Below are 25402 nucleotides of genomic sequence, written 5' to 3'. Positions count from 1 at the left end.
CGTGCCCCAACCAGGCACGTCTCTTCTCTATGCTAATATTTGAATTTCTCCACAGACTCATTGAGCTTCGCGGCCATATAAGAAAGCTCCTGCGAAGAAGCAGCCGTCTCTTCCGCCGCCGCTGCCGATTGTTCGCTGATTGCCGCAACCGAGCTGATCGACTGCATAACTTCACCTGATGCTGCTGCTTGGACCTGGCTGTCCTTGAAGATTTCTTCCACTTTGCTTGAGGTCATCTGCACATTCATGACGATATCCCCGAAGGAATCTCGCGTTCTGCCAAACTGGGCTACACTTTCGGCAACCGCTAGAACGCTCTTCTCCGCGCTGTTCTGCATAACCTTAATGATTCCTGCGATTTGTCTGGTGGCATCACCGCTTCGTTCAGCCAATTTGCGCACTTCATCTGCTACAACCGCGAAGCCGCGTCCCTGCTCCCCTGCACGGGCTGCTTCGATGGCCGCATTCAGCGCCAGCAGATTCGTTTGCTCCGCAATATCGTTAATAACGCCGCTAATATCGCCGATTTTGCGCGAATCGCTCTCCAGCTGGGACATATGCCGATTCACTTCGTCCATCTGACCGATCGTTTGATTAATCAGGTTCGTGCCTTCTTTGGCAATGTTCACCGTTTCACCCGACAGCGATTTCGCTTCTCTTGCACTTGTCGACACAGACCGGATGGAGTTATCGAGACTGCCGAACAATTCTGACATGACACCTGCTTGTGCTGCCTGATCCACGCTTCCTTTTGCCACTTCATCCGTACTGATCGTAATTTGTTCAGCCGACGAGGCTACGCCTACGGAAGCTGTCGATACCTGCTCAATCATACTGGACAAGCCGTCTAACATCCCGTTCATATGAACGGCCAGTTCGCCCAATTCATCCTTGGAACGAATTTCGATTCTAGGTCGGAGATCACCTGTCGCCAGTTTCTTTACCATCGCTGTAATGTAGATGATCGGCTGAACCATTCTGGTTGTAAACGTATAGATCGCGACTAAAGCGACTAATGCAACAATGAGTGCTGTAACCAGCGTAGTGCGCATCATTTGATTGATTGGCGCCATTAGTTCGCTCTCCGGAACGGCCAGCATGGTCACGAATCCGGTTTCAGATCCGTACGCGTAGCCGATTTTTTTGACGCCGTCAAATTCATAGGAGTAAGAGGCCGGTTTTCCTTTCTTCGCCGACTCGAACGCTGCTGTAAGTTCAGGAATGTTTAGATCAGCGATGTTTTTCTTCATGATATAAGTGGCATCCGGATGATAGACCATTGTCCCGTTCATATCCAGGAGGACCGCATAGCCGGAGTCGCCGATTTTCGTTTCGCGAATGACGCGAGTAGCTTCATTGATCTCTATAGCAGAGGAATAGAAGCCGTAAGTGACGCCATCCTTAATCAGCGGGGCTGCAAATGGAACAATCAAAGTGGACGGATCTGCCTTGGAGGCTGCAGGAGGTGCAATCGCCGACTCTCCACGTCTTAATTGCGGAATATACGTCCTTCCCGATAGGTCTATGCTCAAGCCTGTACTCAACACGGCATTCTTGCCATCCAGATCCATGGAGAGAGAAACACCTTGCCCAAATTCTTTGTGCTGTGCCGCGAAATCCTTCACCATCTCCAAGTGACGCGCTTTATCAGGGCCAAGCAACTGCGCGTAGCTCGCAAAGGACTCCAGCTTTGTTAACTCTTGTTGTAGATTATGATCAAAGGAAGTGGCTATATTCTCTGTCGTTAACGCCAATTCCTGATTAATCTGATCACGAAACAATTTGGAGTTGGGCAAGAAAAGTGCGATCGACATCGCCGCAACGATGATAATCATAATGAAGAGTGTTACCGCTGAGAACCTAGTTGCTAGCTTACGGAATGTGAATAATTGAAGTGCGTTCTTAACCATCGCTTAATGCTGCCCCCTACTTGAAGTGAATAGTTTCTGGTTGACTTCCAGCTATCTCCAAGTTTAAGCGCTAAATGTTTAAGAAGATTATGTATAACAATTAGATCCCTACGAGATTTCATAGAAAAGTTAAATAAATATTAGATTGCAACCAAATTATGTAAGCTAGCCGCCAATTGCAGCTCCGTCTCCCCTTGGATCCGCCGCTCCACTGATGACGCCATCACTGCCAATGAGGATCCCTTGCGCCTGACCCATTATGCCGTCCCAGCCATCAACCAAATCCACCTTATGTCCCCAAGCTTTCAATCGCTCAGCGGCATCGCCGAGATCGCGGTTCTCCAAACGGAGCCGATCACTATCGTCGCCCCAGGTGCGCCCGTACACCCACCTTGGTAATTCAATAGCCTCTTGCATGGTGCAGCCGTAATCCAATACGCCGGTAATAAGCGACAACTGGGTCTGCGGCTGCCCTTCTCCGCCTTGCGTTCCCATCAGCATGATCGGTTTTCCATCCTTTAGCGCCATACCGGGCATAAGCGTATGGAAGGGACGTTTTCCCGGAACCAGTACGTTAGGATGAGCAGGATCGAGAGAAAAGTAGGAACCGCGATTTTGCAAAATAATGCCTGTCTGCCCGGCCGTATACGCGGAGCCGAAATCGTAATAGAGGCTTTGAATGAAGGACACGGCATTCCCCTCTTCATCTACGACCGAGGCGTAAGCGGTGTCTTGACCAGTGGGCACGGAGTCAAAATCACTTGCCTGCACAGGATTCTTCTGAATCTCGTTAACCAGCTGCTCCGCCATTTCCTTACTAAGCAGCAGCTCCAGCGGAATTGTGCGGAATGCCGGATCGGTAAGATACATGTCTCTGTTGCGAAATGCTCGCTTCACCACCTCGGTCACCAAATGATAGAAAGCCGAAGAGCTGCGCGGTATTCGCTTTAGATCGAACAGCTCCAACATATTCAACATCATGAGGAGCGAAAAGCCTTGTGAATTAGGCGGCATTTGATAAACCTGTACCCCTCTGTATTCCACGGCGAGCGGCTCCACCCACTCACTATGGTGCGAGGTGAAATCCGATTCGGCAAGCAAACCGCCATCCGCCCGCACCGCATCGACGATTGTTTTCATGAGTGTGCCTTCATAGAAGGCATCGCGACCTTCATGCATTAAGATGCGCAGTGATTCGGCAAGCTGCGGCTGTTTGAGCTTCGCACCTTCGGGCTTGATCGCATTCATGACGGGATCGATGTACAAGTCGCGCAGAACAGGATCCGCACGCAGCAGCTGCTCATCGCGAGTCATCCAAACATGCAGATTGCGCGAAATCGGAATGCCTTCTTCGGCATATCGGAGTGCCGGTCGCAGCAGCTCTTCCCAAGGCAGCTTGCCGTATTTCGACCAAACCTCCCACCATGCATCCACCATCCCGGGAACCGTTATCGCACTCTGCACGCCGCGATCAGGAAGCCGACTTAGCCCGTCCTTCAGGAACAGGTTCGGATTTGCAGCCGCTGCTGCTCTGCCGCTGCCGTTCAGGCCGATGATTCTACCTTCTTGCGCGGAATAAATCATAAAGAAGCTGTCACCGCCAAGCCCTGTCATATGCGGATACATGACGGCAAGCGCAGCGCTGACCGCCACGGCAGCATCTATCGCATTGCCGCCTTGAAGGAGAATCGCGCTTCCCACCTGGCTTGCCAAATAATGAGGTGTCGTCACCATATAGCGATAGGATCGCGGCATTACGTTATGCATCCGGCTTCGCCCCTTCCACATAAACAGCCAGTGCCGCCGAAATTGCAGAACCTTGTATAATGCTTGCTCCATTTAGCGGCAATACCGCTTCGAGCGCCGCCAAACCAAGTAAGATATTGGATTTGCGGCAGCTGTACCCCATTGTGCCGATTCGCCAAATTTGACCTTTGAGCGGGCCGAAAGAGCTTGCGATCTCGATACCGAAATCCGCAAGGAGCTGGCTGCGCACCGCTTCACCGTCTACGCCTGAGGGAATGCAAACGCAGGTAACGACAGGCATCTTGCAGCTGTCGTCGCCGTATCTTGTCAGTCCCATCGCTTGAAGCCCTGCGACTAACGCATGTTCATGCAGGCGGTGACGCGCAAAACGCTGCTCCAGTCCTTCTTCCAGCACAAGACGCAGTCCTTCTCGAAGTCCATACAGCATCGCCGTCGCTTCGGTATGATGGTTCAATCGCTGCGGACTCCAATATTCCTGCAGCTGCGTCAAGTCCAAGTAATTGCTGCGGATGAATAATTGCGGATCCTCAACGATGTAACCATCCGGCCGGATTCCCTTCTCAATCCGCTTACGCTTCATTAGCTTCGCTTCAATCCGATCGTTATACGTGATTGGTGCCATGCCGGATGGGACAGATAGGCATTTCTGCGTTCCGCCGATCACGGCGTCGAGCTGCCATGCATCCGTTTCAACAGGAACGCCGCCGATTGTCGCGACTGCATCCACGACGAGTAAGATATCCCGTTCGCGGCAGGCTTGGCCTATCGCTTCAAGCGGCTGCATGCAGCCTGTCGAAGTTTCGCCATGGACAATGGCTACAAGAGTCGGCTTGAGTCTGTCGATGGCATCGATGACATCGCCGGGCTTAAACACAGTGCCCCACTCCGTCTCGATGGTCACGACTTCCGCGCCGCAGCGTTCCGAGATCTCGGCGAGCAGATAGCCGAATCGGCCGAAGATCGGAACGAGCACCCGGTCTCCCGGCTCGATGAGTCCGGTTAGCACCGCCTCCAGTCCTGCGCGAGAAGTACCGTCAATCGGGTAAGCCCATCGATTGGACGTTCGGAAGAGCTCGCGCAGCATTTGCATCGTCTCATTCATGAGCGCCGTAAACTCCGGATCGAATTGACCTAGCATCGGATAGGAGAGCGCTCTGGATACGCGCGGATCAACCTCGACGGGACCCGGTGTCAGTATAATGCGTGGCGAGGGAGATAAATCCTTATATCGCTTCATGGGACTCCTCCACATAGGCAAGTTGATAGAGCAGTTCGGTTAATACGTCGGTACCGCGCACGATGGCGTCCGGAGCTGTATTTTCCAGCGGTGAATGGCTGATGCCGCCTTGACTCGGCACGAAGATCATCGCGCACTCACATTGCGGAGCGAATAATCCTGCATCATGGCCGGCTCCGCTGGTGACCATCATATGCGAATACCCTTTCTGTTCAGCGATGCGAGCAATGCGTTCTTGTATCGCCGCATTCATTGGAGCAGGATGCTCGCTCAGCCAGCACGACTTCGATATCTTGACGTGATGCCGAGCCGCTGCCTCTTCGAACGCTTGAAAGGTCCTCTCACAGAATGCGGTAATCACGACTTCATCTCGGTGCCGAATGTCTACGGAGAAGCGAATTATACCCGGTATGACGTTGGCGATATTCGGTGAGACGTCAAGCTTTCCGACCGTGGCCACGAGACCATCCCCATGCTCCACGCAGGCTTTGCGCAGCCAGACAATCATTTCCGCTCCCGCTGCCAATGCATCCTCGCGGATCGCCATTGGTGTCGTACCTGCATGTCCGCTTCGTCCCTCAATATCCACGAAATAGCGCCGCTGCCCGCAGATGGCATCTACGACTCCGATATCACATTGCGCACGCTCCAGTACTTCGCCTTGCTCAATGTGCAGCTCGATGTACATGCCGATATCCGTCCGCCTGCTTCGCCGATGTGCATCCGGATCGAATCCTGCTTCTACCATCGCTTCGCGAAGTAAGATGCCCTCGGAATCCTTTGCTTCCAATGCGCCATCGAAGCTCTTGCAGCCGGTAACATTGCCCGATCCCCAATACGCCAGCGGGAAACGGCTGCCCTCTTCCTCACAGAACGACACCACTTCAAGCGTTCGGCGAGGCTGTCCGAACTTGAACTGCAGCTCCGAGAGTGCCGCAATGCCAGCCGCAATACCAAGCGCACCGTCATAATGTCCTCCGCATGGCACCGTGTCGATATGCGAACCGGTCAGCACATGTGATGCTTCGGCATCCGATCCGGCCAACCTCCCATATACATTGCCGACTTCATCGATGGTGACAGCGAGTCCGGCATCAGCCATCATACGAGCAGCCGCTTGCTGCGCTTGCCGCCAGGCTGAATCATACAGCAGCCGAGTGACGCCTCCACGCGGATCTACGCCAATCGCAGCGAGTTCCGCAAGCAGCTCTGATGTCCCTATGCTTGCCTTCAATACAGACTCCCCCTCCCTGCATATTCAAGTCCCGGCAACATGAGGCGATAGCCGCTGCCCACCGCCACCCACCGTCCGGACTCCTCCTGCTTCAGCGCTTCTGTTATAAAGGATATTCCCGCGCAGCAGAGTCATGTCTACTTGGCAGCCAAACGCATAGCCGACATATGCGCTGTGCGGATGCCGATATTTCAGCTGCTGCTCAGTAAGCACATAGGGAGAAGTCAAATCGACTATAGCCAAGTCGGCATCAAATCCGAACGTAATCTTCCCCTTCTTATGCCCGAAGCCGAAGCGTTCAGCAGGCGCAGCCGACATTGCCCTGGACAACACGTGAAGGGGGATACCGCGTTTCAACCCGCCCTCGCTCACGATGACTTCAAGCAAACTCTGCGCGCCGAGTATTCCGCCCCAAACGTCAAAATAATTCCCACCCGTCTCTTCCTTCATTGCCGGCGGACAAGGAGAGTGATCGGATGCGATGATCTCGATCTCTCCTGCGGCAAGCTGCTTCCATAGTGCCTCGCGCTCGCGTGAAGAGCGTATTGGTGGCGAGCATTTCGCTGCGGCGCCAATTCGAATCACATCCTCATCGGTGAAAGCCAAATAATGCGGGCATGTTTCCGCCGTAACATCGAGCCCCGATTGCTTGGCCTCACGAATGAGATCAATCGCCTCAGGCGTACTGATATGGACAAAATGCAGCTTGCACCCCGTACGCTGTGCCAAATGCAGCGCATGCTTCACTGCTTTCCATTCAGCCGCAGGCGGTCTGGCGTCCAAATAATCTCGCAGGCTTACTTTGCCTTCTGCTTGCTTGGCAGCAGCAAGCGCCGATACCATCGCTTCATCCTCCGCATGCAGCGCCAAGATTCCGTCTAGCGAGGCGATTACTTTCATGCCCTCCATTAATGTCTCGTCGTCCACATTCATGAAGCACCCTTCTCCCGTATCGCCGGGATAGGACATGAAGGCTTTAAACCCCACAACTCCTGCTTCGGATAGCGCCGCCAAATCGCCGATATTCCCGGGGACCAGCCCTCCCCAGACGGCATAATCCGCACACGATCCGTTCTCCCCGGCTGCCGCATCCAGCTTCAACTTCAGTGCCGACAGATTTACGGTAGGCGGTAATCCATTAAGCGGCATATCAATGAACGAAGTGCAGCCTCCTGCAGCAAGTGCCGCAGTACCGGTCGCGAAGCCTTCCCAATCGCCAAGCCCCGGCTCATTGAAATGCACATGGGCATCCACAACACCGGCGAAAATATGCTTGCCTGCTGCTGAAATCACGAAATTCGCAGCGGCTTCCGGTAGATTCGATGACAGGCCGGTTATTCGCCCATCTGTAATTCCGATGTCGAGTACCTCGACTCCATCCGGCAGCACGACACTGCCGCCTTTAATGAGGAGATCCCATTGCCTATCGTTCATCTCGCCTACCTCCCTATTTATGCACAAAAACGGCAAACCTCGCCCGAACCCACGCTCAAAGTTTGCCGCCTTACTATACTCCAACTAATAATGTCAGATAACATAACACAACAGTGACTAATAAACCTATATTATCCTGATTATTTCGTGATGTCACTTCCTAATTCATACAACTACTACCCTATGCCTGTATATCATCTGCTAGAACGAGCTTGCCAGGCAACCACAATAACAATCTAGCGTTACATAGTCTTACACAAAATAAAAAGAAGACTCGCGAAACGCGACTCTTCCAATGAAATCATTATTGCAGCAGCCCGATCCACTTCCAATAAGGAACGGAAACGACTACAGCGAGCAGCACGGCAAGGGCATACCCGAAAGCAACCTTTTGCCCCTGTCGATGACTGAACGCTCGCTCTTCCGAACTGAAATAGGCAGTCAAATAAGTAGGAGACTGATAGCTGAAGAAGAACGGATCTGTTGAGAGCAAGATGACAAATACCAAGATCCAAGGATGCACCCCAGCCTGCTGGGATAATGGAAGCAGTGCCGTCACAAGCAGGATAACCGCCGGATCATCTCTGACGATCAGCGTCACAAGAAAGCACAGCACAATTACTGCCGTCAAGAACAGCGCAGGCGAGCTGATAAAGAACGACATGTTGGAACCCAGAAAATCAGTCAGCGACTCCACGATACCAAGCTCATTGGCTACATTGGCGAAGCTAAAAGCGATGCCAAGGAAGATCAGGAACGTCCAGTCGATGCCGCTAATGAGCGACTGCCTGTCAAGCACGCCGCTTATGACGAGAACCGAGAAGCCGATCAGCATAATCCACGTACTGTCTATGCCATGCAAAGGCTGCAGCATCATGAGCACAATACATCCGACCACCGTGCACACCGATATTCGTTCCTCATTGGTCAAAGGCCCCAGCAAACGAATTTGCTCATCGAGTACTTTGCCGGAAACTTGTTTGACTGCTATCGTACTACCTCTAAACATAAGTGATAACGCAGCCAGCATGACCGCCCCGAAGACGACGAAAGCCGGCAGCGCGTACAGCGCCCACTCCAGCCATGTGACCGGCCTGGCTGCTCCCGCCAAACTATACGCCATCACGTTGGTGTAAGATCCGGTTAATACAAAAGGAGCTGTAAACCCGTAGAACACCATGGCAGCGAGCCCCAGCCCGGCAGCGCCATGACTGCGATCCTTGAAGCCCATCGACTCCGATAACGTTTGGGCAATCGGAACCCCCAGTGAAACTTTGGCGGAAGAGGATGGAATGAGTGGATTCAGCACAATGCCTCCCGCCACGATTCCCCAGAGCTGACCGCGAAAATGCGGCGGAAATCTTTTTAACGCATGTAAGGACAGCCGGTAAAGGATGCCTGATTTCGTAATGACCACGCTGATCGACATGATGAAGATCATATACAGCCACGTAGGGGAAGCGAACCCCGATAAGGCCACCTCCGGTTTTGCAACGCCTCCAAGCACCCACAGCATGGCCATCCCTAACGCTACAATATAGTCCGGGATGATATTGACAATCCACAGAATAACCGCTGCGATGGCGATTCCGATGAACAGCATGCCCTTGTCAGACAGGCCGGCGACCGGCGGCATGAAGCCGAAAATCACAATCATGCTTATCGCCATTACAAGTGCAAGCCAGCGAGCCCATTGACTCGGATTAATAAGGCGGCTTGCCCGCTCAGCGAAGAACATGCTTTTGCGATTGGTCAGCTTCTGCTGGGCCAGCTGATATTCCCGTTCCTCATCTTGAATCGTATGCGGCCTGCGGCCTGACAACGCCTGTGCCGCTGCTTCTGCCAGCTGCAAGTAATCCAGTGCCTTATGCCGATTATGCAGCAGTCGGCTTAGCTCAGCTCCCCATTCATACAAGGCAATGAGCTGTACGGCTTTGTCATTTAACGTTCCCTCTCTTACGGCATATTCGACGATCCGAAGGCCCTCTTCTGCGCCATGAAGCATACTTAATCGAACAGCCAGCTCCAGTGCAGGATTACAGCGTAACAATACCTCGATCGGACATTCCGTGAGCAGCCTGAACATGTCCTGTTCTTGCGACTCCGACATCGCTTGCTGCCTAATGACAGTGTGTACGACTTTGTCCCAATTGCCCTCATCCTTGTACATAGCCGCTAGGGCGAGCCACTGTTCCTGTTCCGTATAGAAGGCTTGCGCATCCTCGGTCCATTGCCGTTTCTCCTTGTAGCTGTACGCAGCAGTTGCCATTTCCATCAAAGCCGACTTGGCTTCCTGCTTGATATGGCTCCACTGTTGCTCGCCACTGTCATCATTATCTAGCGATAGGAATTTGGTCATAGCCGGGTATTGCTTGATCTGCTCTTGAAGTGAGAAACCAAAGCGAAGCTCGATCAGTTGGTTATGAACCTTCGCCATATGAGCGGACCAGAGCAGGAATTGGACAAGCGGTTCCGGCAGCTGCTCCAGCTCTTGCATGATCCAATGCGTCCGCATTTCCTTCGAATCGCGCAAGCGTTCATTCGTATTCATCAAACGCTGCGAGATTAATCTGATAAAATAAGCCGAAATCGTCGGGTGCTCCGTTATGAGTTGGTCGAAGGTTTCCCGATCCAGCTGCATCAACACGACATGGGTTGTCGCTACCGCCATGGCTGAACGAGCTTCGCCGGTGAGCAGAGCCATCTCCCCAAGCGTGTCACCTTCACTTAGAAAAGCAAGCGAGTGTCGCATCCCATCCGAACGCGTAAACAGCTCAATCGTGCCGCTGTCGATAATATACATCTTATCTCCGGGGTCACCTTGTTCGAACAAGGTAGCTCCGGCCTGCAGCGTTAGCCTCTCCAGCTTGCCGAGCAGCTTAGCCAGCTCCATATTGGTGAGTTGCTTGAACATTTCAATTTCAATTAGTTTCATGGACCCTCTTCCCAAACTTTTGACCTATAGCTTCACATTATCTTCTATGATTTACGACATAAACCGACTGGTTCCCTTCTTTACGTATCAATAATTTCAAAGCTTCGTGGTTGCCGCCATGAAAGACAACAAAAAACACGCCGCATTCGGCGTGTTTGATGACCTCTATATCGTCACTTGGCTCGGTTTAGGAAGGTATTCTTTCCAGCATCTCTTTGGCTCTAACATCCCGCTCTTCCGGCGTCATTCGCGGACAGACATAACATTTGGTCCCATCGACGCGGCGGTCAAACAAACAGCAGGAGGATCGCATGACCCAGTTCTCGTCAGGCTTCAAAGGATTTGCTACATAGCGGCGGGTCCACTGAAACGGATTCCGTTTACGGTTAAAGACTTCAAGGGAAATCGACTCTGTGAGGAGCTTGAAATGATAATTAAACCCATCCTTCACTTGCTCCGGCAGCTGCATAGCATGAACGAACTCCATCATCATGCCCGCTAATCCGCCAAACTGCTGCCAAATCAGCTCCGGCTTCATCGATGCTGCACTTGCAATCGCTTCGACCGCCGGCCTAACCGTCGTAACGATGAACTGCTCCCAATCCGCCAATACGAAGGCCTCGCCATTCTCCGAAGGAATATCTTGCGTAATGAGCTGGTTAATCTTGTAGCCCAGATGAGCGTGACCATGTCCTTCTTCATAATCAATTTGAAATAGAAGATGATCGAGGGATAAGTCCAGCACCTTGTTGTACGCCGACAGAAAATACAGCTTCGTAATACATAGATTGCACAGAGAAGTGCCGAAGAATGAGCCCGCCAGCTGGTTGTCACTCGCTTGAACCGTCTCCCCTGTCTTGCGCAGCATGTCATCTAAGCGAGCAGGTTGAAAGAAATCCACGGCCGGCATTTCATCCAGAATATGATCGGCTCCCTCAGGCGAGATATGTAAATACATTTTAATTAAGGAAAAATCGTAAGCCATTGTCATCTCTTCACCTCACATGAAAATGATTATCATTGTCGTCATTCTATCATGACAACCACTTTCCTACAATGAAATAAAGAAAAGTCCACGATCATGATCGTGAACTCTTCCTTATTTATTCCGCTCTGGACCAAGTACACGGTTCCCCGTCTTTCAGGCCGAGAGCTGTACGTATCATGCGTTCCACAACCGAGTAATCCTCCGGATTCTCCCGATTGAAATTCATTCGTTCATGCGTTGGCGCTACACGGTTGCACATGAAGCGAGGAACGCCAAGCTCGTTGTCGGATGGAGCATGGTACAGGAACGGATGACAAATCACCATGTCGCCGGGTTTTCCTGTTGTCTCTACTACACGAAGCGAGTAGCCGTCCGGATCTTCGTAAGCCGTATCCTTAAACTTCTGCAGACGCTCTTTCTTCGCTTGACGATTGTCGGAAGGCGTTGCAGCATAGATGTCATCGGAAGCTGGGATGTTCTTGCCCAGCAAATCAGCCAGCCATGGGTGCTTGTTACACTCGCGAATCGCCTCGCCAAGGCCGATGCCTTCAGGGTGCTTCTCCAGCATCTTAGCCACAATATTATGGGAGCCTTCGGCAACCAACGTTCCCGAGCCGCCTTTGTTAACTTCGGAGAACAAGCAAACGAGAAGTACGCCCTGTTCCCAGCTATCCAGGTAATGACGGAAATGGCTGCCATCGTAATGCCAGTTGCCCGGCACCTCCGGTCCGAAATTGACGATATAACCGCCCCAGCTGACATTCTCTCTTTCTTTGCCCAGTTGCCAGCGGCCTTCACCGATCAAATCTTCAATTGCGCCCGTCAGTCGATCCGAGTTCAAACCGTTATGGATGGGATGAACATAGTCGCCAAGCCGAACGACAGGTTCCGTCCAAGTGGTTTGATCTTCTCGTTGCACCCCCCGTTTCGCCAGCTCCTCCCACAAGAAATCCTGCACCTTAAGCGCTTCTTCCCGCGGATAAGCTTCCTCGACTTTAACCCAGCCTTTGTCTATGAAATGCTTCACTTGTTCTTCTGTAAGTACTTTGGGCAATCTGAACACTCCCTAAATAATGAGATGGTTGAACTTGCTTGTCCTTATGTTAGCGCTTTTATGGAATCAGAGCGAGAGAGGATTATCATAAGCTGATAGGAATATCGTAGGAAACTCCTCAGGATTGCTAACAATTATCGGAGGTTCTGCCAACAATATTCCTACCTGAGAGGCTAGGCGCATCGTGGAGGCCCTATTTGGCGTTTCACATCTAGTTAAGAGCCAATTTCCCCATAATAAGACCTCTACGATTCATTAGCTATCCAGAACCGAGAAATTTATCCAAATAACATCTCTACGGTTCGTTAGCTTTTCAATTAAAAGCTCTGCTCTAACAATCGAGCTGTTCAGTTGAAAGCGACAAGAAGCTGCCGGTACCAGCCGGCAGCTTCTTGCTTCTTGCTTTTTGTGCTTCTGTTTTACATTCTCGGATAATTCACTTGCATGATGTCCATAAACGGCACCTTCTGCAGGCCCTCGGCCGTCTCGACATGCACCCGACCGGTCCGCGAATCCATCGTGACGATTTGACCTTGCACGCTTTCTTCTTTTCCCCACACCGATAACACGATTATGGATTCCTCTTGATACGCTTCAACCAATTGATTACCCAATTCCTCCATTACAAACTCGTCTCGCGTCGGCCTTTTTGGAACCTTTGCTTTAGCCACTACTGTCACTCCCCATTTATATATGAATCCGTTATGTCTATTGTTAAATTGCAGCCAAGCGTCTACTAAAGAGCCCTGGACTTCCTATTATACCAAATTATTTCTACTATAAATAAAAAATTGTGCTGCTAGAATGCGATCAACTTGCCAAGGTGCATAAATATTCCAATCTGTCGCAAAATAACCATATTGAGCGTACTGGGGGTATTCGACGATGGGATTTTTTCGCTACATACTGCGAGGAAAACGGCAAAACAGCCGGCATCACAGTTCGGCAGCTCAAGCGAAGAAGCCGCAAGCTACGAAGCTGATCAGCAGTGAACTGGACACCAATATATCTGATCTACAATCCTTGCTCACCGAATCTCCCGAACTCATTACACGACGATTTCTAATTAAATCGACGCAAGAGCGCGCAGCCTTGATCTATCTCGATAATATGACGGACAAGGTTGCCATTAATAACGATATCCTTCGGCCGCTTATGCACGAAACCATAGCCGATCCTCAAATCGAACATATTATTACCGTCGGCGGGATCAAAGCCGCAACGGATTTATATGTAATCGAGCAGGCCGTTCTGCAAGGAACAAGTGTCCTATTTGTTGAGCATACTAGCACGGCTACTCTTCTAGATACATATGGCTGGCCGCAAAGAGCCATTGAAGATCCCCAAATGGAAGCCTCATTGAAAGGTGCTCACCAAGGCTTCGTGGAAACGGGATGCCAAAATATCGCCCTTATTCGAAGATACATTCCGAACCGGGAATTGAAAATAAAGGAAACCAGTGTCGGAGAACGCGGGATGACCAAAATCAGTATTTTATATTTGGCAGACGTAGCTAATCCGCAATTGCTTCAAGAGTTAATCGACCGAATCGACCGAATCGATGTTGATGCCATCCTATCCTCCGGTGAGTTGGAGGAGTTCATCGAAGATAACTCGTTCTCTCCCTTTCCGCAATTCATTACGACGGAACGACCGGATTCCGTCGCATCGCAAATCCTGCAAGGCCGCTTAGCCATCGTGATCGATAAGTCTCCGGAGGTTCTGATCGGTCCTGCCAATTTCGTGATGTTCTTCCAAACGATCGATGACTACAGCAATCGCTGGCAGGTGTCGTCCTTTATTCGGATACTGCGGTTTCTCGCCTTCTTTATTACCATATTCTTGCCCTCGTTCTATATCGCGGTCATCTCGTATAACTTCGAGGTCATCCCGCTTCGGTTACTATTATCGGTCGGGCAATCCCGGGCAAGCGTTCCGTTCCCTCCGATTCTTGAAGCATTGATTATGGAAATTACACTTGAAATGCTGAAGGAAGCCGGGATTCGACTGCCGGCTCCGATTGGCCAGACCGTCGGGATCGTCGGCGCCATTGTAATTGGACAAGCGACTGTTCAGGCAGGTGTCGTGAGCAATATCATGGTTATCGTTGTTTCGCTAACAGCGCTATCTTCGTTTATTATCCCAAATAACGACATGTCATCCGCCATCCGATTAATTCGCTTCCCCATGATGCTGGTTGCGTTCATCTATGGCATCCTTGGCGTAGCCATTGGCATGCTGGTGTTGCTCATCCATTTGATTTCGCTTGAGTCGCTTGGCACCCCTTACTTCAGTCCCTTCAGCCCGGTAAGGTTTAGAGATTTGAAGGATACGATCATCCGTTTGCCGATTTGGAAAATGACTACGCGTCCACTCAGTGCCAGAGGCATTCAGAGTAAGAAGCAAGCTTCTGACCGAGGTGATAAAAGTTGAAAAAATATGCGTTGAACGAGATAACGGTGATGCAATATATCTTAATGATCCACTCGACGCAGTTAGGATTTGGTTTATTGTCGCTGCCGGCGGATTTAGCGATGTATGCCGGAACGGACGGCTGGATTTCCCTTCTGATCGGATGGGCACTTGCCGTTCTTGCCAGTCTCTTTATTGTCCAAGTGATGAAAAAACACCAAGATGACACGATCTACGATCTTTTTCCTCGCTACTTCGGCAAAGTACTGGGGTTTATCCTGAATAGCTGTATGATCGTCTTTTTCATGTGCGGTTTCTTTGTATCGTTCTTTTCCGCTGTTGGCTTCTTCAAATTAGAGCTCTTAGCCAATACGCCGAATTTCTTATTGGTACTCTTGTTTGCCTTGCCCACCTATCAGCTTGCCCGTAACAATGTTCGCATTCTAGCGAGATATGCGGAAATCACGTTTTGGAGTTTCATGTGGATTATGCTCGTCATCCTGTATCCTTTGAAAGAAGCGCACTGGCTGTACTTATTGCCGGTCCTCAAAGATGGATGGGGGCCAGTCCTGAAAGCGGTAAACCCGACCGGACTCTCTTTCCTCGGGTTTGAAATCAGCTTTATTCTGTATCCATTCCTTAAACATAAAGAGAAGGCGGCAATGGGTATTATCGTGGGAAATACGATCACGCTTGTGATCTATATGGTTGTGATCCTGATTTGTTTCCTGTTTTTCTCGCCGGACGATATTACCTCGTACAAATATCCAACTTTAAAAGTATTAAAGATTATAGAATTTCGCTTCATGGAACGGATTGAAATTATCGTCCTGGTCGCCTATTTGTTCTTGATCTTTCGCGTATGGACCTCTTATTTGTATGCATCCACGTTTGGGATCAGTCAGCTTCTGGGAAAACAAGACCATGAACCCTTTGTTAGGCTCACCATGATTGTAGTGCTTCTAGTATCAACCTTTTATAGACCTTCCAGTACTGGATTTGCTTCTCTCCTTCTCAGGTTCGGTCAGGTGGGGTGGTACTTCTCTTTTGCTCTTCCTTTATTCTTATTGGCATACACAAGTGTATTCACGCGTAAAGGAGGACTACAATGATCCGCATCCTCAAGGTGCTCCTTACACTAGCCATGTTTGTGCTGCTGCTGCCCGGCTGCTACGATCAGATGAATCTGGAGGATGCCTCCATTTCACTCATGCTCGGCATTGATGTCGATGAGGATAATCAAATTGTCATCTACTCACAGAGCCCTGTCTTTTATAAAGAAGCGCAGGAAAAAACCGAAACCGCGTCCGTACGTGCAGATTCAATCAGGCTTGCGCGAGCAAAATTCGACTCCATGTTAACAGGGATTACAACCGGCGGGAAGCTCCAATCGATTCTAATTGGCAAGCGACTGTTACAGCAGAAAGATTGGTATAATATGTTCGATCTTTTCTATCGCGTCCCGAAGCAGACGGAGACGCCTATCGTAGTCGTTGTTGACGGGCCGATCGAGAGCATCTTTCACTATAAGCCGATTGATAAGCCGCGCCTCTCCCTTCATGTACGGAAGCTCATTGAAACGGCGAATAAAAGCAACATTACGGTTTCAAGGAATTTGCAGGAGCTGCGGCGAGAGATGAAAGACAAAGGAATGACAGCCTCTTTAACGCAGGTAAGGAAAGAGAAGAAAAACGTTGTTGTAACCGGAACTGCATTGTTGAACAAGAAAGGTCAGTTTACTGAGCATTTCTCGCTTCAAGAAACAACATTGTTTCTCCTCTTACAGCATCAATTTATAGGGACGCCTTCGTTCATTCTCGAATTGGATGGCGTTCAAGAACAAAGTGAAGATAGTAATCAAGCCGTCAAGAATGCAGTAGCGTTCGAGATTGTAAAAAGCATCTACGACGTGGATACAAACGTACGAGATGGAAGGTTTATATATGACGTAACGATGCAGCTCAATATAATCATATCGACGCTGCAAACCGATAATCCAGAACTCGCCAAGGAAACGACACCCAAATTACAGCGTTTAATTGCAGCTAAACTTCAGCAGCAGTTCGAGCAGCTCATCTATAAATGTCAGGACAAGCAAATTGACCCTTTTGGATTCGGCATATATGCCAGAGCTTACCAGTATAAAGCCTGGAAGCCTGTTCAGGATGATTGGGGTGCTGCGTTCGCGGATGCGCATGTGAACATCAAGATGAAAGTCGCGATTAAGAGTACAGGGGTCGTCGATTTGTATAGTCCTTTGTAACACGAGCGGCAAGGCAAGAGAAAAGCCCACGATCATGATCGTGGGCTTCTACGTTTATTTGGCAAAACGATGATGGCCAATAGTTGAAATGACTTCAAGACCGGACCAGAATGGTCCTTGGGAGACCGCAGGATTGAAGAAATAGACGGCATCCTTGATATTGTTCTTCCCGTTCAGCGCATCCTTGGCTGCCCGCAGCGCACCTGCATTCGGCTGGCTCTTGTCCAGCATCCCGTTATGGGCCGGAGGAAACTGTCTTCCGGAATAAATGACATCGCGGATCGAATCCGGGAACTTCGAATTCTTCACTCGATTTAGAATCACATTAGCTAATGCAAGCTGACCTTCATACGATTCATAACCGGCTTCCACCATCGTAATCTTGGCGAGCAGCATCAGATCTGCTTCTGTGAAAGGTTTGGCCGCTTTATTAAAGAACGAAGGAATGACAACTTTAAGCTTCTTTCCAGCGGCAATCTTCGAATCACCTGATAGAGCATTACGCTTCAGGAGTTCTTCCTTAGAGATATCGAATTGCTGACTGATTTGGTCCAAGCCATATTCTTCTGTAATCGCTGCGGGTTCAACTGTCTTCAGTTCAATGACATCCGTGTCGGCATTCCATTTCAATTCTGCGTGGAGCAATTCTGAGAGCTGACGCAAAGGAACATAGAGCCTGTCATCCGCCAGAAACGGGAGAGCTCCCATCCGGTAACGTGCACCGTTGAAATAAACGACCGGAACTTCATTTCCAAGCACAATCTTATCGCCGAGCGCTGTGTTTATCGTTAATTCCTCATTCACTTTGTTCCAGCTTGTCTTCGCGCCAAGCAGCTGTGCAACTCGAGCCACAGGTATGTAGGTTCTGTTCTCTACCATCATTGCAGGATCGGCCAGTTTCACCGTCTCGCCATTCAGTTCAATCGCAATATGGGTCTTCTTCGTAGTTTCCGCTGCTGAAACGATGGACTTTGGCCCAATTCCAATCAGAAGTAATGCCAAGGCCATCGTTACGATAAGCGGCTTGAATGGTCTGATCATGAATACCTCCAAGCTCATCCGTAGTATAAATCTGCCAAACTTGCTCTGGGCAAAATTATAACACAGCTAAATGCACCTGTAGGATTAACATTTTCACAGAATTAATAAAAACTTTAACTTTGCTCCATGCTGAAATGAACAATTACCCTTCTTCGATGTCTGCAACTAGGTCGCTTGCCACTTCTACCATCTTCGGAATGACCGCTTCATTCGTGCCGGAAACGTAGAGATCCCCTTGATAATGACGGAACGGGATCTGGCTATCCCCATAGCTCCACATGAAGAAATCACCTTCGATGGACATGGTCGTCTCGCCTTTCACGGTAAATACGGATGTATAGGTAAAATCAGGCTTAGACGCAAAATAATTCTTGCATTCCTCCAGCGAAATCGTTTGTGCGGCTAAATCCTCATGGGCTTGTAACGATCTCGTAATGCGATAACGCTGACTCATAATCGGCCTCCAATATGATGTTGATTAAGCTTTATGCAGTTGATGGACGCCGCTTAAGCTGGCACCTTGGACGAAGAAGCGTTTAATGTTCTCCTCCACCACAGGATCCTGCAGCAACGGCGGCGCTTGATGCGGTTTCGTGCGAGCGTCGATAATGACATTATCGCATGCCCAATGCTTGAACTCGTAATAGCTGTTTACACCGTAGATATCATGGGAGGGATTGCTTCGCGTGAAGGTCGCCCACAAGAAATTATTCAACGTTTCGCTTACGAATTGGCTGTCGTCACAAACAATAATCATCGGGCACCCATCGATCGAGCCTTTGGCATGAATCGCCTCGGATAACGCCTGGAATTGCTGAGCAGCTTCGGGGTAATCTCTAAATGCAGGTCCTTGAATAGCAACGATGCCCGGCATGACAAGCGAGGCATGCTCATACCCCGGAAGATCTCTCAGGACCTCCGGAACCTCTTGGCACAGCACTCTCTTCTTCTCCCCAACCGCGGCGAAAATCACCTTACTGCCGGAATTTAATCCGGTTCCGGAATAATCCAACGTGTCGATGGTCGTATTCGTATAGAAATGGATATCACGCTGAAGGTCGATCCGCTCTAGGATATAGGTGAGAAACCCTTCAATATCATGCGTATCCACCGGCTGATCTTCTTCGGCTGTGATGAACAAATACTTCGCCAGGCTCAATTGTCCTGTTCCCAAAATGCGATTCGCGATGGTCAGAATCTCTGCCGGCTGTTTGATTTGTGCATATGGCGTGTATCTTTCGCTGCCGATCGCAAACAGGAGCGGATGGACGCCTGCCGCATCTACGGCATGGACCTCCTTGACGCCGGGAATTTCCTGCTGAATCGCATCCCCTGTCAGTTCATGAATGAGTGCGCCGAAGGCCGTGTCCTCTTGAGGCGGGCGGCCAACAACGGTGAACGGGAAGATAGCGCCCGGCCTTGCATATACTTTATGCACTTTCATAACCGGGAACTCGTGCGTAAGGCTGTAATAGCCCAAATGATCGCCGAAAGGACCTTCCGGCTTGGTCTCGCCTTGGTGGATTTCTCCTGTGATGACGAAATCGGCATCATTGCTGATACAGAAGCCATCGATATAGCTATAGTGGAAACGACGTCCCGCGAGTAAACCTGCGAAGGTAAGCTCACTCATGCCTTCCGGCAGCGGCATCACCGCAGACAAGGTGTGGGCAGGCGGACCGCCGATAAAGCAGCTAACCTTGAGGGGAACGCCTAGTTTGTTCGCTTTTTTTTGATGAACGCCGATGCCGCGATGAATTTGGTAATGGACGCCAATTTCTTTGTTCAACTCATAGTCATTGCCGCTAAGCTGAATCCGATACATCCCCAAATTGGAGTTCATAATGCCCGGCTTCTCCGGATCTTCCGTATACACTTGTGGCAAGGTGACAAAGGCACCGCCATCATCCTGCCAATGTTTGATCAGGGGAAGATCGCTAATTTGAATTTCCTGCATGGCAACAGGCTGCCCGCCGGATTTCCGTACCGGCAGCGCTTTACGTGCGGCTAGGCCTGTTCCGATATGCTTGAAGGGGTTCTTAAGGGCTTGCATAGGATCATTGCGCAGCGCAATCACGTTCTGAACCGAATCCCATGTATGCCGGAATATAAACTTACTGCGTTCCACCGTTCCGAAGAGGTTGGATACCGCACGAAACTTCGAACCTTTGACATTCTCGAATAATAAGGCAGGACCGCCGATTTCGAACATTTTCATATGGATGGCCGCCATCTCCAGATGCGGATCCACTTCTTCACGTACACGGACCAAATGACCGTTTCGTTCCAGGTCCATAATGCATTCTTCCAAACTCCGATAATTCATCGTATGACTCCAATCTCTGAGCTTCCTATCTGCTATCTTTCATTATAGCCTTATCATTAAGAAAATAAAGAGCGTGCCGAATGGTCTCGGAACGCTCTGTAAGAAGTGTTGATCTTGTTACACCACAGCCGCTTGCTGCTTCTGCTCCAGCCAGACTGTCATATCCTGAGCCGTCATCGGCTTACTATAATAGAAGCCTTGCATCACATGGCAGCCTCTGGACTGCAAGATATCGATTTGATCTTGCGTCTCCACGCCTTCGGCCACGACCTCTAGGTTTAAGTTCTTCGCGATGGCGATGATATTGCTTATAATAGCTTGTTTGGACAGCTGCGCGCTCTTGTGAATAAAGATTTGATCGATCTTCAGCGTATCCACCGGCAGCTCGTCCAATGTGCCGAGTGAGGAATAGCCCGTACCGAAATCATCAAGCGACACTTTCACAGCAAGATCGCGGATGCTGCGCAGCTGACTGACGATATCGTTCACATCACTCTTCGCAATCGATTCCGTAATCTCCAGTTCCAAATAATTTCCCTGCAATCCCGAAGCCCTTAGTGCATCATCAACCATCTCAAACAGCAGTTGACTTTCGAAAATCCGAATCGACATATTCACCGAAATACAAGTGAAAATGTTATCGTTCTCCTGCCAGGATTTGTTCTGCTTGCAAACCTCTTGCAGCATCCAGCGTGTCATCGGAATAATCATGCCCGTTTCTTCTGCTACTGCAATAAATTCACTCGGCGATACGGCGCCGAGCTCCGGATGCTGCCAGCGCATTAAAGCTTCCATGCCGCTCAATTGATCGGATCCCGTATCCCATTTCGGCTGATACATGATCGCGAACTCGCCATGTACCATCGCTTTGCGCATATCCTTCTCCAGCACCAGCTTGCGTATCTGATTGCGGCTCATCTCTTCATCGAAGATCCGGAATCTGTTCTTGCCATCCACCTTAGCGGCATACATCGCCGTATCCGCTGCTTTAAGCAGCGAAGAACGGTCTACGCCATGAAACGGAGCATGGCTGATTCCGATGCTGCAAGTCACATACAGTTCATGTGCTTCTACGAAATAAGCTTGTTTAATCTGGTTCAACAAATTATTGGCCAGCTGCTCCAATACGCCGATGTCCGGTGTTCTTGTGACGATCAGGAACTCGTCGCCCCCGAGTCGGAATATCAATTCCCCGTCGGCGGCACATAATCGCAAGCGGTCCGCCACCTGCTGTAGCAACAAATCGCCAACATCATGTCCTAGCGTGTCGTTGATCATTTTGAAGCGATCCAGATCAATAAAGAGGAAAGCGCCTTGCTCAAGGCGATCATTCTTCTCGTTGAAAAACCGCTGCAAGTCATGTCGATTAGGCAGATTCGTCAGCTGATCGTAATAGGCCATCTTCTCCAGTACATGTCGATCGAAGAAAACGGCTCCCCACGAAACAGCCAATATGAAGAAGGTGGATACGGTTACGCCGAACAGTAGAAAAAACTGCGGTTCTCCGTTATCCATTACATGCTGAATCTCACTGTTTACGGTAAACTTCGCTGCCGCCATTCCCGTATAATGCATGCCACAAATGGCAATGCCCATCACAATTGCAGAGATGAGCTTCCATAACGTGAAATCAGGAGAGTAACGCAGTTTATGGAACAAATAAAGTGCGGCATAGGAAGCTGCTAGTGCGATAAATGCCGATAGTAACCATAACGCCTTGTCATACGTCACTTGCCCCGGCATACGCATCGCACTCATGCCTGTGTAATGCATCGCCACGATGCCGCATCCCATAATCAATCCGCCTAAAGCATACCTCAGCGGGCTGGACTGACTTCTGGCCGTAATCCGAAAGGCAATGAACGAAGCCAAGATGCTGCCAAGCGACGATAGAATCGTCGTAGTCGTATCGTATGTAACTTTCGTATCCATGTGATAGGCCAGCATTCCGACAAAATGCATGGACCAGACGCCCATCCCCATGACCACTGAGCCTGCAATTAGCCAAATGGTTCTCGTTCTGCCGCTTGATCGTGTAATTTTACCTGCTAAATTCAAGGCTGAATAGGAGGCCATCACGGCAATAGCAAATGATAGAAAGACAACCCATATATTAAAGTGACCCTGCATGTGTTGTTCTATGGGAATCCCCTCTTTCCGAACGAAATAATTATGTATTCCTATTATATGTTATTCGACATTTCTCTGATAGCAGAAATATATATTTTTGTTTGAAAAGATCGAAAAAAGCCACTTCTCATCGAAGTGGCTTCGTTCTTGTAATCTCTATCCTCGACTGACGAAAAACGGCAGCTTATCGATACCTGCTATTCGCAAATAGATAAACATCTGACCTTTGTGATGAATTTCATGATCCTTGGCATTCTGAAGCAAGACGCTGCCTCGGAGGACATTCCCGAAAAAATCGATCGGTTGATCCAAATGCTCCGGTGTGATCGTTCTCAGAATCGCTTCAGTTTGTGCGGTTTGGGCCTCTATGTTAGCTTTGAGCTCATCGATTGTCGCGAAAGGTTTCGGAGGAACGGGCGGCGAATAGGCTCCATTCTGAACCGTCGAGGCAAACATGCCCATCGAACCGGTAATATGCAGGACAAGCCCCGACAGGGACATGCCTTGCTCCCATGGCTTCATCTGGAGCTGTTCGGTCGTTACATCCGTCAGCATTTGATGCAGAACTCTGCGATGGCTCAGCCAGTCTGCAATAAATCCATTAATCATTGTCATGTGAAGGCGTGCTCCTTAGGTTTCTCTGCAAGTAGTATATGCACTATGTCCGGCGCATATAAGCTTTCACCGTAATTGGAGCAAAGATTGCTACGATTACTGCGGCACCGAGGAGGGAAATGACTAGATCCCAGCCTACCGTTCCTTTGTTGGTCAAATCGCGAACGGCCGAAATAAGGTGCGAGATCGGATTCATTTTGACAAACCATTGGAGCCAGTTCGGCATCGTTTCAGTCGGTACAAACGCGTTAGACAGGAATGTAAGTGGAAACAACACAAGCATGGAAATCCCTTGTACGCTCGAAGCGGTACGCGCGATAACGCCGAAGAAAGCGAAGATCCAGCTCATAGCCCATGAGCAAGCAATGACAAGAACGGCAGCTAAGGCAACGTGCTCCAAACCGCCTTCAGGACGATAACCCATGATATAGCCCATACTGAACGTTAGCACAGTGGCTATCGTGTATCGAATGGTATCGGCCAGCAGTGCTCCCGCAAGCGGCGCAATACGAGCGATCGGCAACGACTTGAATCGATCGAACACACCTTTATCCATGTCCTCCCTCAGCTGCACCCCAGTGACGATGGAAGTCGTAATAACCGTCTGCACAAGGATGCCGGGAATGATAACAGGCAAGTAGCTCGCAACGTCCCCGGAGATCGCGCCTCCGAAGATATACGTAAACATCAAGGTGAAAATAATCGGCTGTAACGTAACATCAAATAATTGCTCCGGTGTACGCCGGATCTTCAGCAAACCACGGTAAGCCATGGTAAGCGAGTTGCGTATGGTCTGCCCGAGGCTCGTGTGGTTCTTTAGCTTGAGCGCTGCGGCCGATTTATTGGATATTCCACTCATGCTCTTGCCTCCTTCGCTTTGTACATTTCATCGGATCCCTGTGTCACTGTCGCATCTTCCTTTACACCTTCGCCTGTAATCGTTAGGAAAACTTCATCGAGCGTCGGTTTCTGCACGCTCATCTCGGATAGATGAATGCCCGCGGTGCGCAGCGCAATCAACAGATCGGTAACGAGGTCGGCATTCGCCATCGGGGCCGTAATTTTGCCCGCTTCGGATGATATTTTGGTCGGGACACCCAGCACCTGTTCAATAATGTGACGCGCACCGTTGTTATCCTCCGGATTTACAAGACGCAGATGCAGCGAAGATGTACCCACGGATGCTTTCAATTCATCTACAGTACCTTCCGCAACTACTTTGCCCGTATCTATAACGGCAATTCGATCGGCTAATTGATCGGCCTCATCGAGGTACTGCGTAGTCAGAAGGACGGTTGACCCCGTTTTCACGAGACGGCGGATCGTGTCCCACATCTGCGAACGAGTACGCGGATCCAAGCCGGTCGTCGGCTCATCCAAGAAGATGAGCGGCGGCTGCGCAATAAGGCTTGCTGCCAAATCCAGCCGACGTCTCATACCGCCTGAGAAATTCTTGAGCGGACGCTTCGCGGCCTCTGTCAAACCAAATTCCTCAAGAAGCTCTTCTGCCTTACGGCGCGATTCTGCCCGTCCCAGCCCAAGCAGCCGGGAGAAGATGATCAGGTTCTCGGTAGCGCTAAGTGATTCATCAACGGATGCATACTGTCCGGTCACTCCGATCAACTGGCGGACGATCTGTGCCTCCTTCACCACGTCATGTCCGAAAATTCTCGCCGAACCTGCATCCGGACGAAGCAAAGTCGCCAGCATTCTGATTGTCGTTGTCTTCCCTGCACCGTTCGGGCCGAGAACACCGTAGATCGAACCGGTGCGTACTTTTAAATCGACACCATCTACTGCACGGTTATCGCCAAATGTTTTGACGAGTCCATGCGCTTCAACGGCCCAATCGCCGTTTGATCCGCTCTTGTTTCCATAAACCATTGCAATTCCTCCTAGATAACTGATTACTTAGGATGTTATCTCAAATTTATGAACTGAATATGAACCGCCAAGTCATATTGAAACAGCATTTCAGGAAATAATACGATGAAGGTTGTCACAGATTGAAGCCGACTATCGTTTTATGAGTGTTCAGGCAACAACACAGCGGCGT

19 protein-coding genes are annotated in these 25402 nt (G+C 50.0%); 3 read left to right on the top strand and 16 right to left on the bottom strand.

Annotated elements, in window-relative coordinates:
- Positions 1-32: 32 nt before the first annotated feature.
- The 9 genes from AC0YN4_RS12835 to AC0YN4_RS12795 all read right to left on the bottom strand — a co-directional run bounded on the left by AC0YN4_RS12835 (position 33) and on the right by AC0YN4_RS12795 (position 13230).
- Positions 33-1910: a methyl-accepting chemotaxis protein gene (locus tag AC0YN4_RS12835; RefSeq protein WP_475835946.1), complete on the bottom strand. Its 1878-nt coding sequence runs from the start codon at positions 1908-1910 to the stop codon at positions 33-35.
- Between the two features lie 165 nt (positions 1911-2075).
- Positions 2076-3677: a gamma-glutamyltransferase gene (gene ggt, locus AC0YN4_RS12830; protein WP_475835945.1), complete on the bottom strand. Its 1602-nt coding sequence runs from the start codon at positions 3675-3677 to the stop codon at positions 2076-2078.
- Positions 3670-4914, bottom strand: a complete 1245-nt coding sequence (locus tag AC0YN4_RS12825) for a pyridoxal-phosphate-dependent aminotransferase family protein (RefSeq protein WP_475781845.1) — start codon at positions 4912-4914, stop codon at positions 3670-3672. The genes ggt and AC0YN4_RS12825 overlap by 8 nt, the downstream gene beginning before the upstream one ends.
- Positions 4901-6148: an allantoate amidohydrolase gene (locus tag AC0YN4_RS12820; protein ID WP_475835944.1), complete on the bottom strand. Its 1248-nt coding sequence runs from the start codon at positions 6146-6148 to the stop codon at positions 4901-4903. Before AC0YN4_RS12820 ends, AC0YN4_RS12825 begins: the two co-directional genes overlap by 14 nt.
- A gap of 24 nt (positions 6149-6172) precedes the next feature.
- Positions 6173-7582: an allantoinase AllB gene (gene allB, locus AC0YN4_RS12815; protein WP_475781843.1), complete on the bottom strand. Its 1410-nt coding sequence runs from the start codon at positions 7580-7582 to the stop codon at positions 6173-6175.
- A 304-nt stretch (positions 7583-7886) separates the two neighbouring features.
- On the bottom strand, positions 7887-10517 hold the full coding sequence (locus tag AC0YN4_RS12810) for an SLC13 family permease (RefSeq protein ID WP_475835943.1): 2631 nt from the start codon (positions 10515-10517) through the stop codon (positions 7887-7889).
- A gap of 187 nt (positions 10518-10704) precedes the next feature.
- Positions 10705-11502 (bottom strand): hypothetical protein, encoded by a 798-nt coding sequence (locus tag AC0YN4_RS12805; RefSeq protein ID WP_475835942.1) that lies wholly within the window; start codon positions 11500-11502, stop codon positions 10705-10707.
- 118 nt (positions 11503-11620) lie between these two features.
- Entirely contained in the window at positions 11621-12559 is a 939-nt protein-coding gene (locus AC0YN4_RS12800) for a phytanoyl-CoA dioxygenase family protein (RefSeq protein ID WP_475781840.1), read from the bottom strand.
- 419 nt (positions 12560-12978) lie between these two features.
- Positions 12979-13230: a YolD-like family protein gene (locus AC0YN4_RS12795; RefSeq protein ID WP_475781839.1), complete on the bottom strand. Its 252-nt coding sequence runs from the start codon at positions 13228-13230 to the stop codon at positions 12979-12981.
- 214 nt (positions 13231-13444) lie between these two features.
- Between AC0YN4_RS12795 and AC0YN4_RS12790 the strand changes: the two genes are divergently transcribed.
- From AC0YN4_RS12790 to AC0YN4_RS12780, 3 genes are read left to right on the top strand one after another with little or no spacing between them, the layout of a single operon-like run.
- A complete protein-coding gene (locus AC0YN4_RS12790) occupies positions 13445-14992 on the top strand; it encodes a spore germination protein (RefSeq protein ID WP_475781838.1) in 1548 nt (515 codons plus the stop codon).
- Between the two features lie 11 nt (positions 14993-15003).
- Positions 15004-16083, top strand: a complete 1080-nt coding sequence (locus AC0YN4_RS12785) for a GerAB/ArcD/ProY family transporter (protein WP_475835941.1) — start codon at positions 15004-15006, stop codon at positions 16081-16083.
- A complete protein-coding gene (locus tag AC0YN4_RS12780) occupies positions 16080-17234 on the top strand; it encodes a Ger(x)C family spore germination protein (RefSeq protein ID WP_475835940.1) in 1155 nt (384 codons plus the stop codon). Before AC0YN4_RS12785 ends, AC0YN4_RS12780 begins: the two co-directional genes overlap by 4 nt.
- A 54-nt stretch (positions 17235-17288) precedes the next feature.
- Here AC0YN4_RS12780 and AC0YN4_RS12775 read toward each other — a convergent pair whose 3' ends face one another.
- From AC0YN4_RS12775 to AC0YN4_RS12745, 7 genes are all read right to left on the bottom strand, one after another.
- On the bottom strand, positions 17289-18275 hold the full coding sequence (locus tag AC0YN4_RS12775; protein ID WP_475835939.1) for a cell wall hydrolase: 987 nt from the start codon (positions 18273-18275) through the stop codon (positions 17289-17291).
- Between the two features lie 142 nt (positions 18276-18417).
- The gene (locus AC0YN4_RS12770; protein ID WP_475781834.1) at positions 18418-18729 is read right to left on the bottom strand and encodes a hypothetical protein; all 312 of its coding nucleotides are present in this window, start codon (positions 18727-18729) and stop codon (positions 18418-18420) included.
- Between the two features lie 24 nt (positions 18730-18753).
- Positions 18754-20601, bottom strand: coding sequence for a UbiD family decarboxylase (locus AC0YN4_RS12765; RefSeq protein WP_475835938.1), 1848 nt, complete (start codon positions 20599-20601; stop codon positions 18754-18756).
- A 117-nt stretch (positions 20602-20718) separates the two neighbouring features.
- Positions 20719-22731 carry a bifunctional diguanylate cyclase/phosphodiesterase gene (locus AC0YN4_RS12760; RefSeq protein WP_475835937.1) on the bottom strand — a complete coding sequence of 671 codons (2013 nt, stop codon included), beginning with the start codon at positions 22729-22731 and terminating at the stop codon, positions 20719-20721.
- A 156-nt stretch (positions 22732-22887) separates the two neighbouring features.
- Positions 22888-23346, bottom strand: a complete 459-nt coding sequence (locus AC0YN4_RS12755) for a DinB family protein (RefSeq protein WP_475781831.1) — start codon at positions 23344-23346, stop codon at positions 22888-22890.
- 43 nt (positions 23347-23389) lie between these two features.
- The gene (locus AC0YN4_RS12750; RefSeq protein ID WP_475781830.1) at positions 23390-24205 is read right to left on the bottom strand and encodes an ABC transporter permease; all 816 of its coding nucleotides are present in this window, start codon (positions 24203-24205) and stop codon (positions 23390-23392) included.
- Positions 24202-25230, bottom strand: coding sequence for an ATP-binding cassette domain-containing protein (locus tag AC0YN4_RS12745; RefSeq protein ID WP_475781829.1), 1029 nt, complete (start codon positions 25228-25230; stop codon positions 24202-24204). Before AC0YN4_RS12745 ends, AC0YN4_RS12750 begins: the two co-directional genes overlap by 4 nt.
- Positions 25231-25402: the final 172 nt, after the last annotated feature.

This window comes from Paenibacillus sp. J22R3 (assembly GCF_056269305.1).
The sequence above is the reverse complement of the archived record's forward strand: the minus strand, read 5'-3'. Positions and strand labels throughout refer to the sequence as shown.

Bases quoted from the DNA above. Each gene is read 5' to 3' on its own strand.
- AC0YN4_RS12835 (WP_475835946.1), bottom strand. From the start codon at position 1,910: ATGGTTAAGAACGCACTTCAATTATTCACATTCCGTAAGCTAGCAACT.
- ggt (WP_475835945.1), bottom strand. From the start codon at position 3,677: ATGCATAACGTAATGCCGCGATCCTATCGCTATATGGTGACGACACCT.
- AC0YN4_RS12825 (WP_475781845.1), bottom strand. From the start codon at position 4,914: ATGAAGCGATATAAGGATTTATCTCCCTCGCCACGCATTATACTGACA.
- allB (WP_475781843.1), bottom strand. From the start codon at position 7,582: ATGAACGATAGGCAATGGGATCTCCTCATTAAAGGCGGCAGTGTCGTG.
- AC0YN4_RS12810 (WP_475835943.1), bottom strand. From the start codon at position 10,517: ATGAAACTAATTGAAATTGAAATGTTCAAGCAACTCACCAATATGGAG.
- AC0YN4_RS12805 (WP_475835942.1), bottom strand. From the start codon at position 11,502: ATGGCTTACGATTTTTCCTTAATTAAAATGTATTTACATATCTCGCCT.
- AC0YN4_RS12790 (WP_475781838.1), top strand. From the start codon at position 13,445: ATGGGATTTTTTCGCTACATACTGCGAGGAAAACGGCAAAACAGCCGG.
- AC0YN4_RS12780 (WP_475835940.1), top strand. From the start codon at position 16,080: ATGATCCGCATCCTCAAGGTGCTCCTTACACTAGCCATGTTTGTGCTG.
- AC0YN4_RS12775 (WP_475835939.1), bottom strand. From the start codon at position 18,275: ATGATCAGACCATTCAAGCCGCTTATCGTAACGATGGCCTTGGCATTA.
- AC0YN4_RS12770 (WP_475781834.1), bottom strand. From the start codon at position 18,729: ATGAGTCAGCGTTATCGCATTACGAGATCGTTACAAGCCCATGAGGAT.
- AC0YN4_RS12765 (WP_475835938.1), bottom strand. From the start codon at position 20,601: ATGAATTATCGGAGTTTGGAAGAATGCATTATGGACCTGGAACGAAAC.
- AC0YN4_RS12760 (WP_475835937.1), bottom strand. From the start codon at position 22,731: ATGCAGGGTCACTTTAATATATGGGTTGTCTTTCTATCATTTGCTATT.
- AC0YN4_RS12755 (WP_475781831.1), bottom strand. From the start codon at position 23,346: ATGACAATGATTAATGGATTTATTGCAGACTGGCTGAGCCATCGCAGA.
- AC0YN4_RS12750 (WP_475781830.1), bottom strand. From the start codon at position 24,205: ATGAGTGGAATATCCAATAAATCGGCCGCAGCGCTCAAGCTAAAGAAC.
- AC0YN4_RS12745 (WP_475781829.1), bottom strand. From the start codon at position 25,230: ATGGTTTATGGAAACAAGAGCGGATCAAACGGCGATTGGGCCGTTGAA.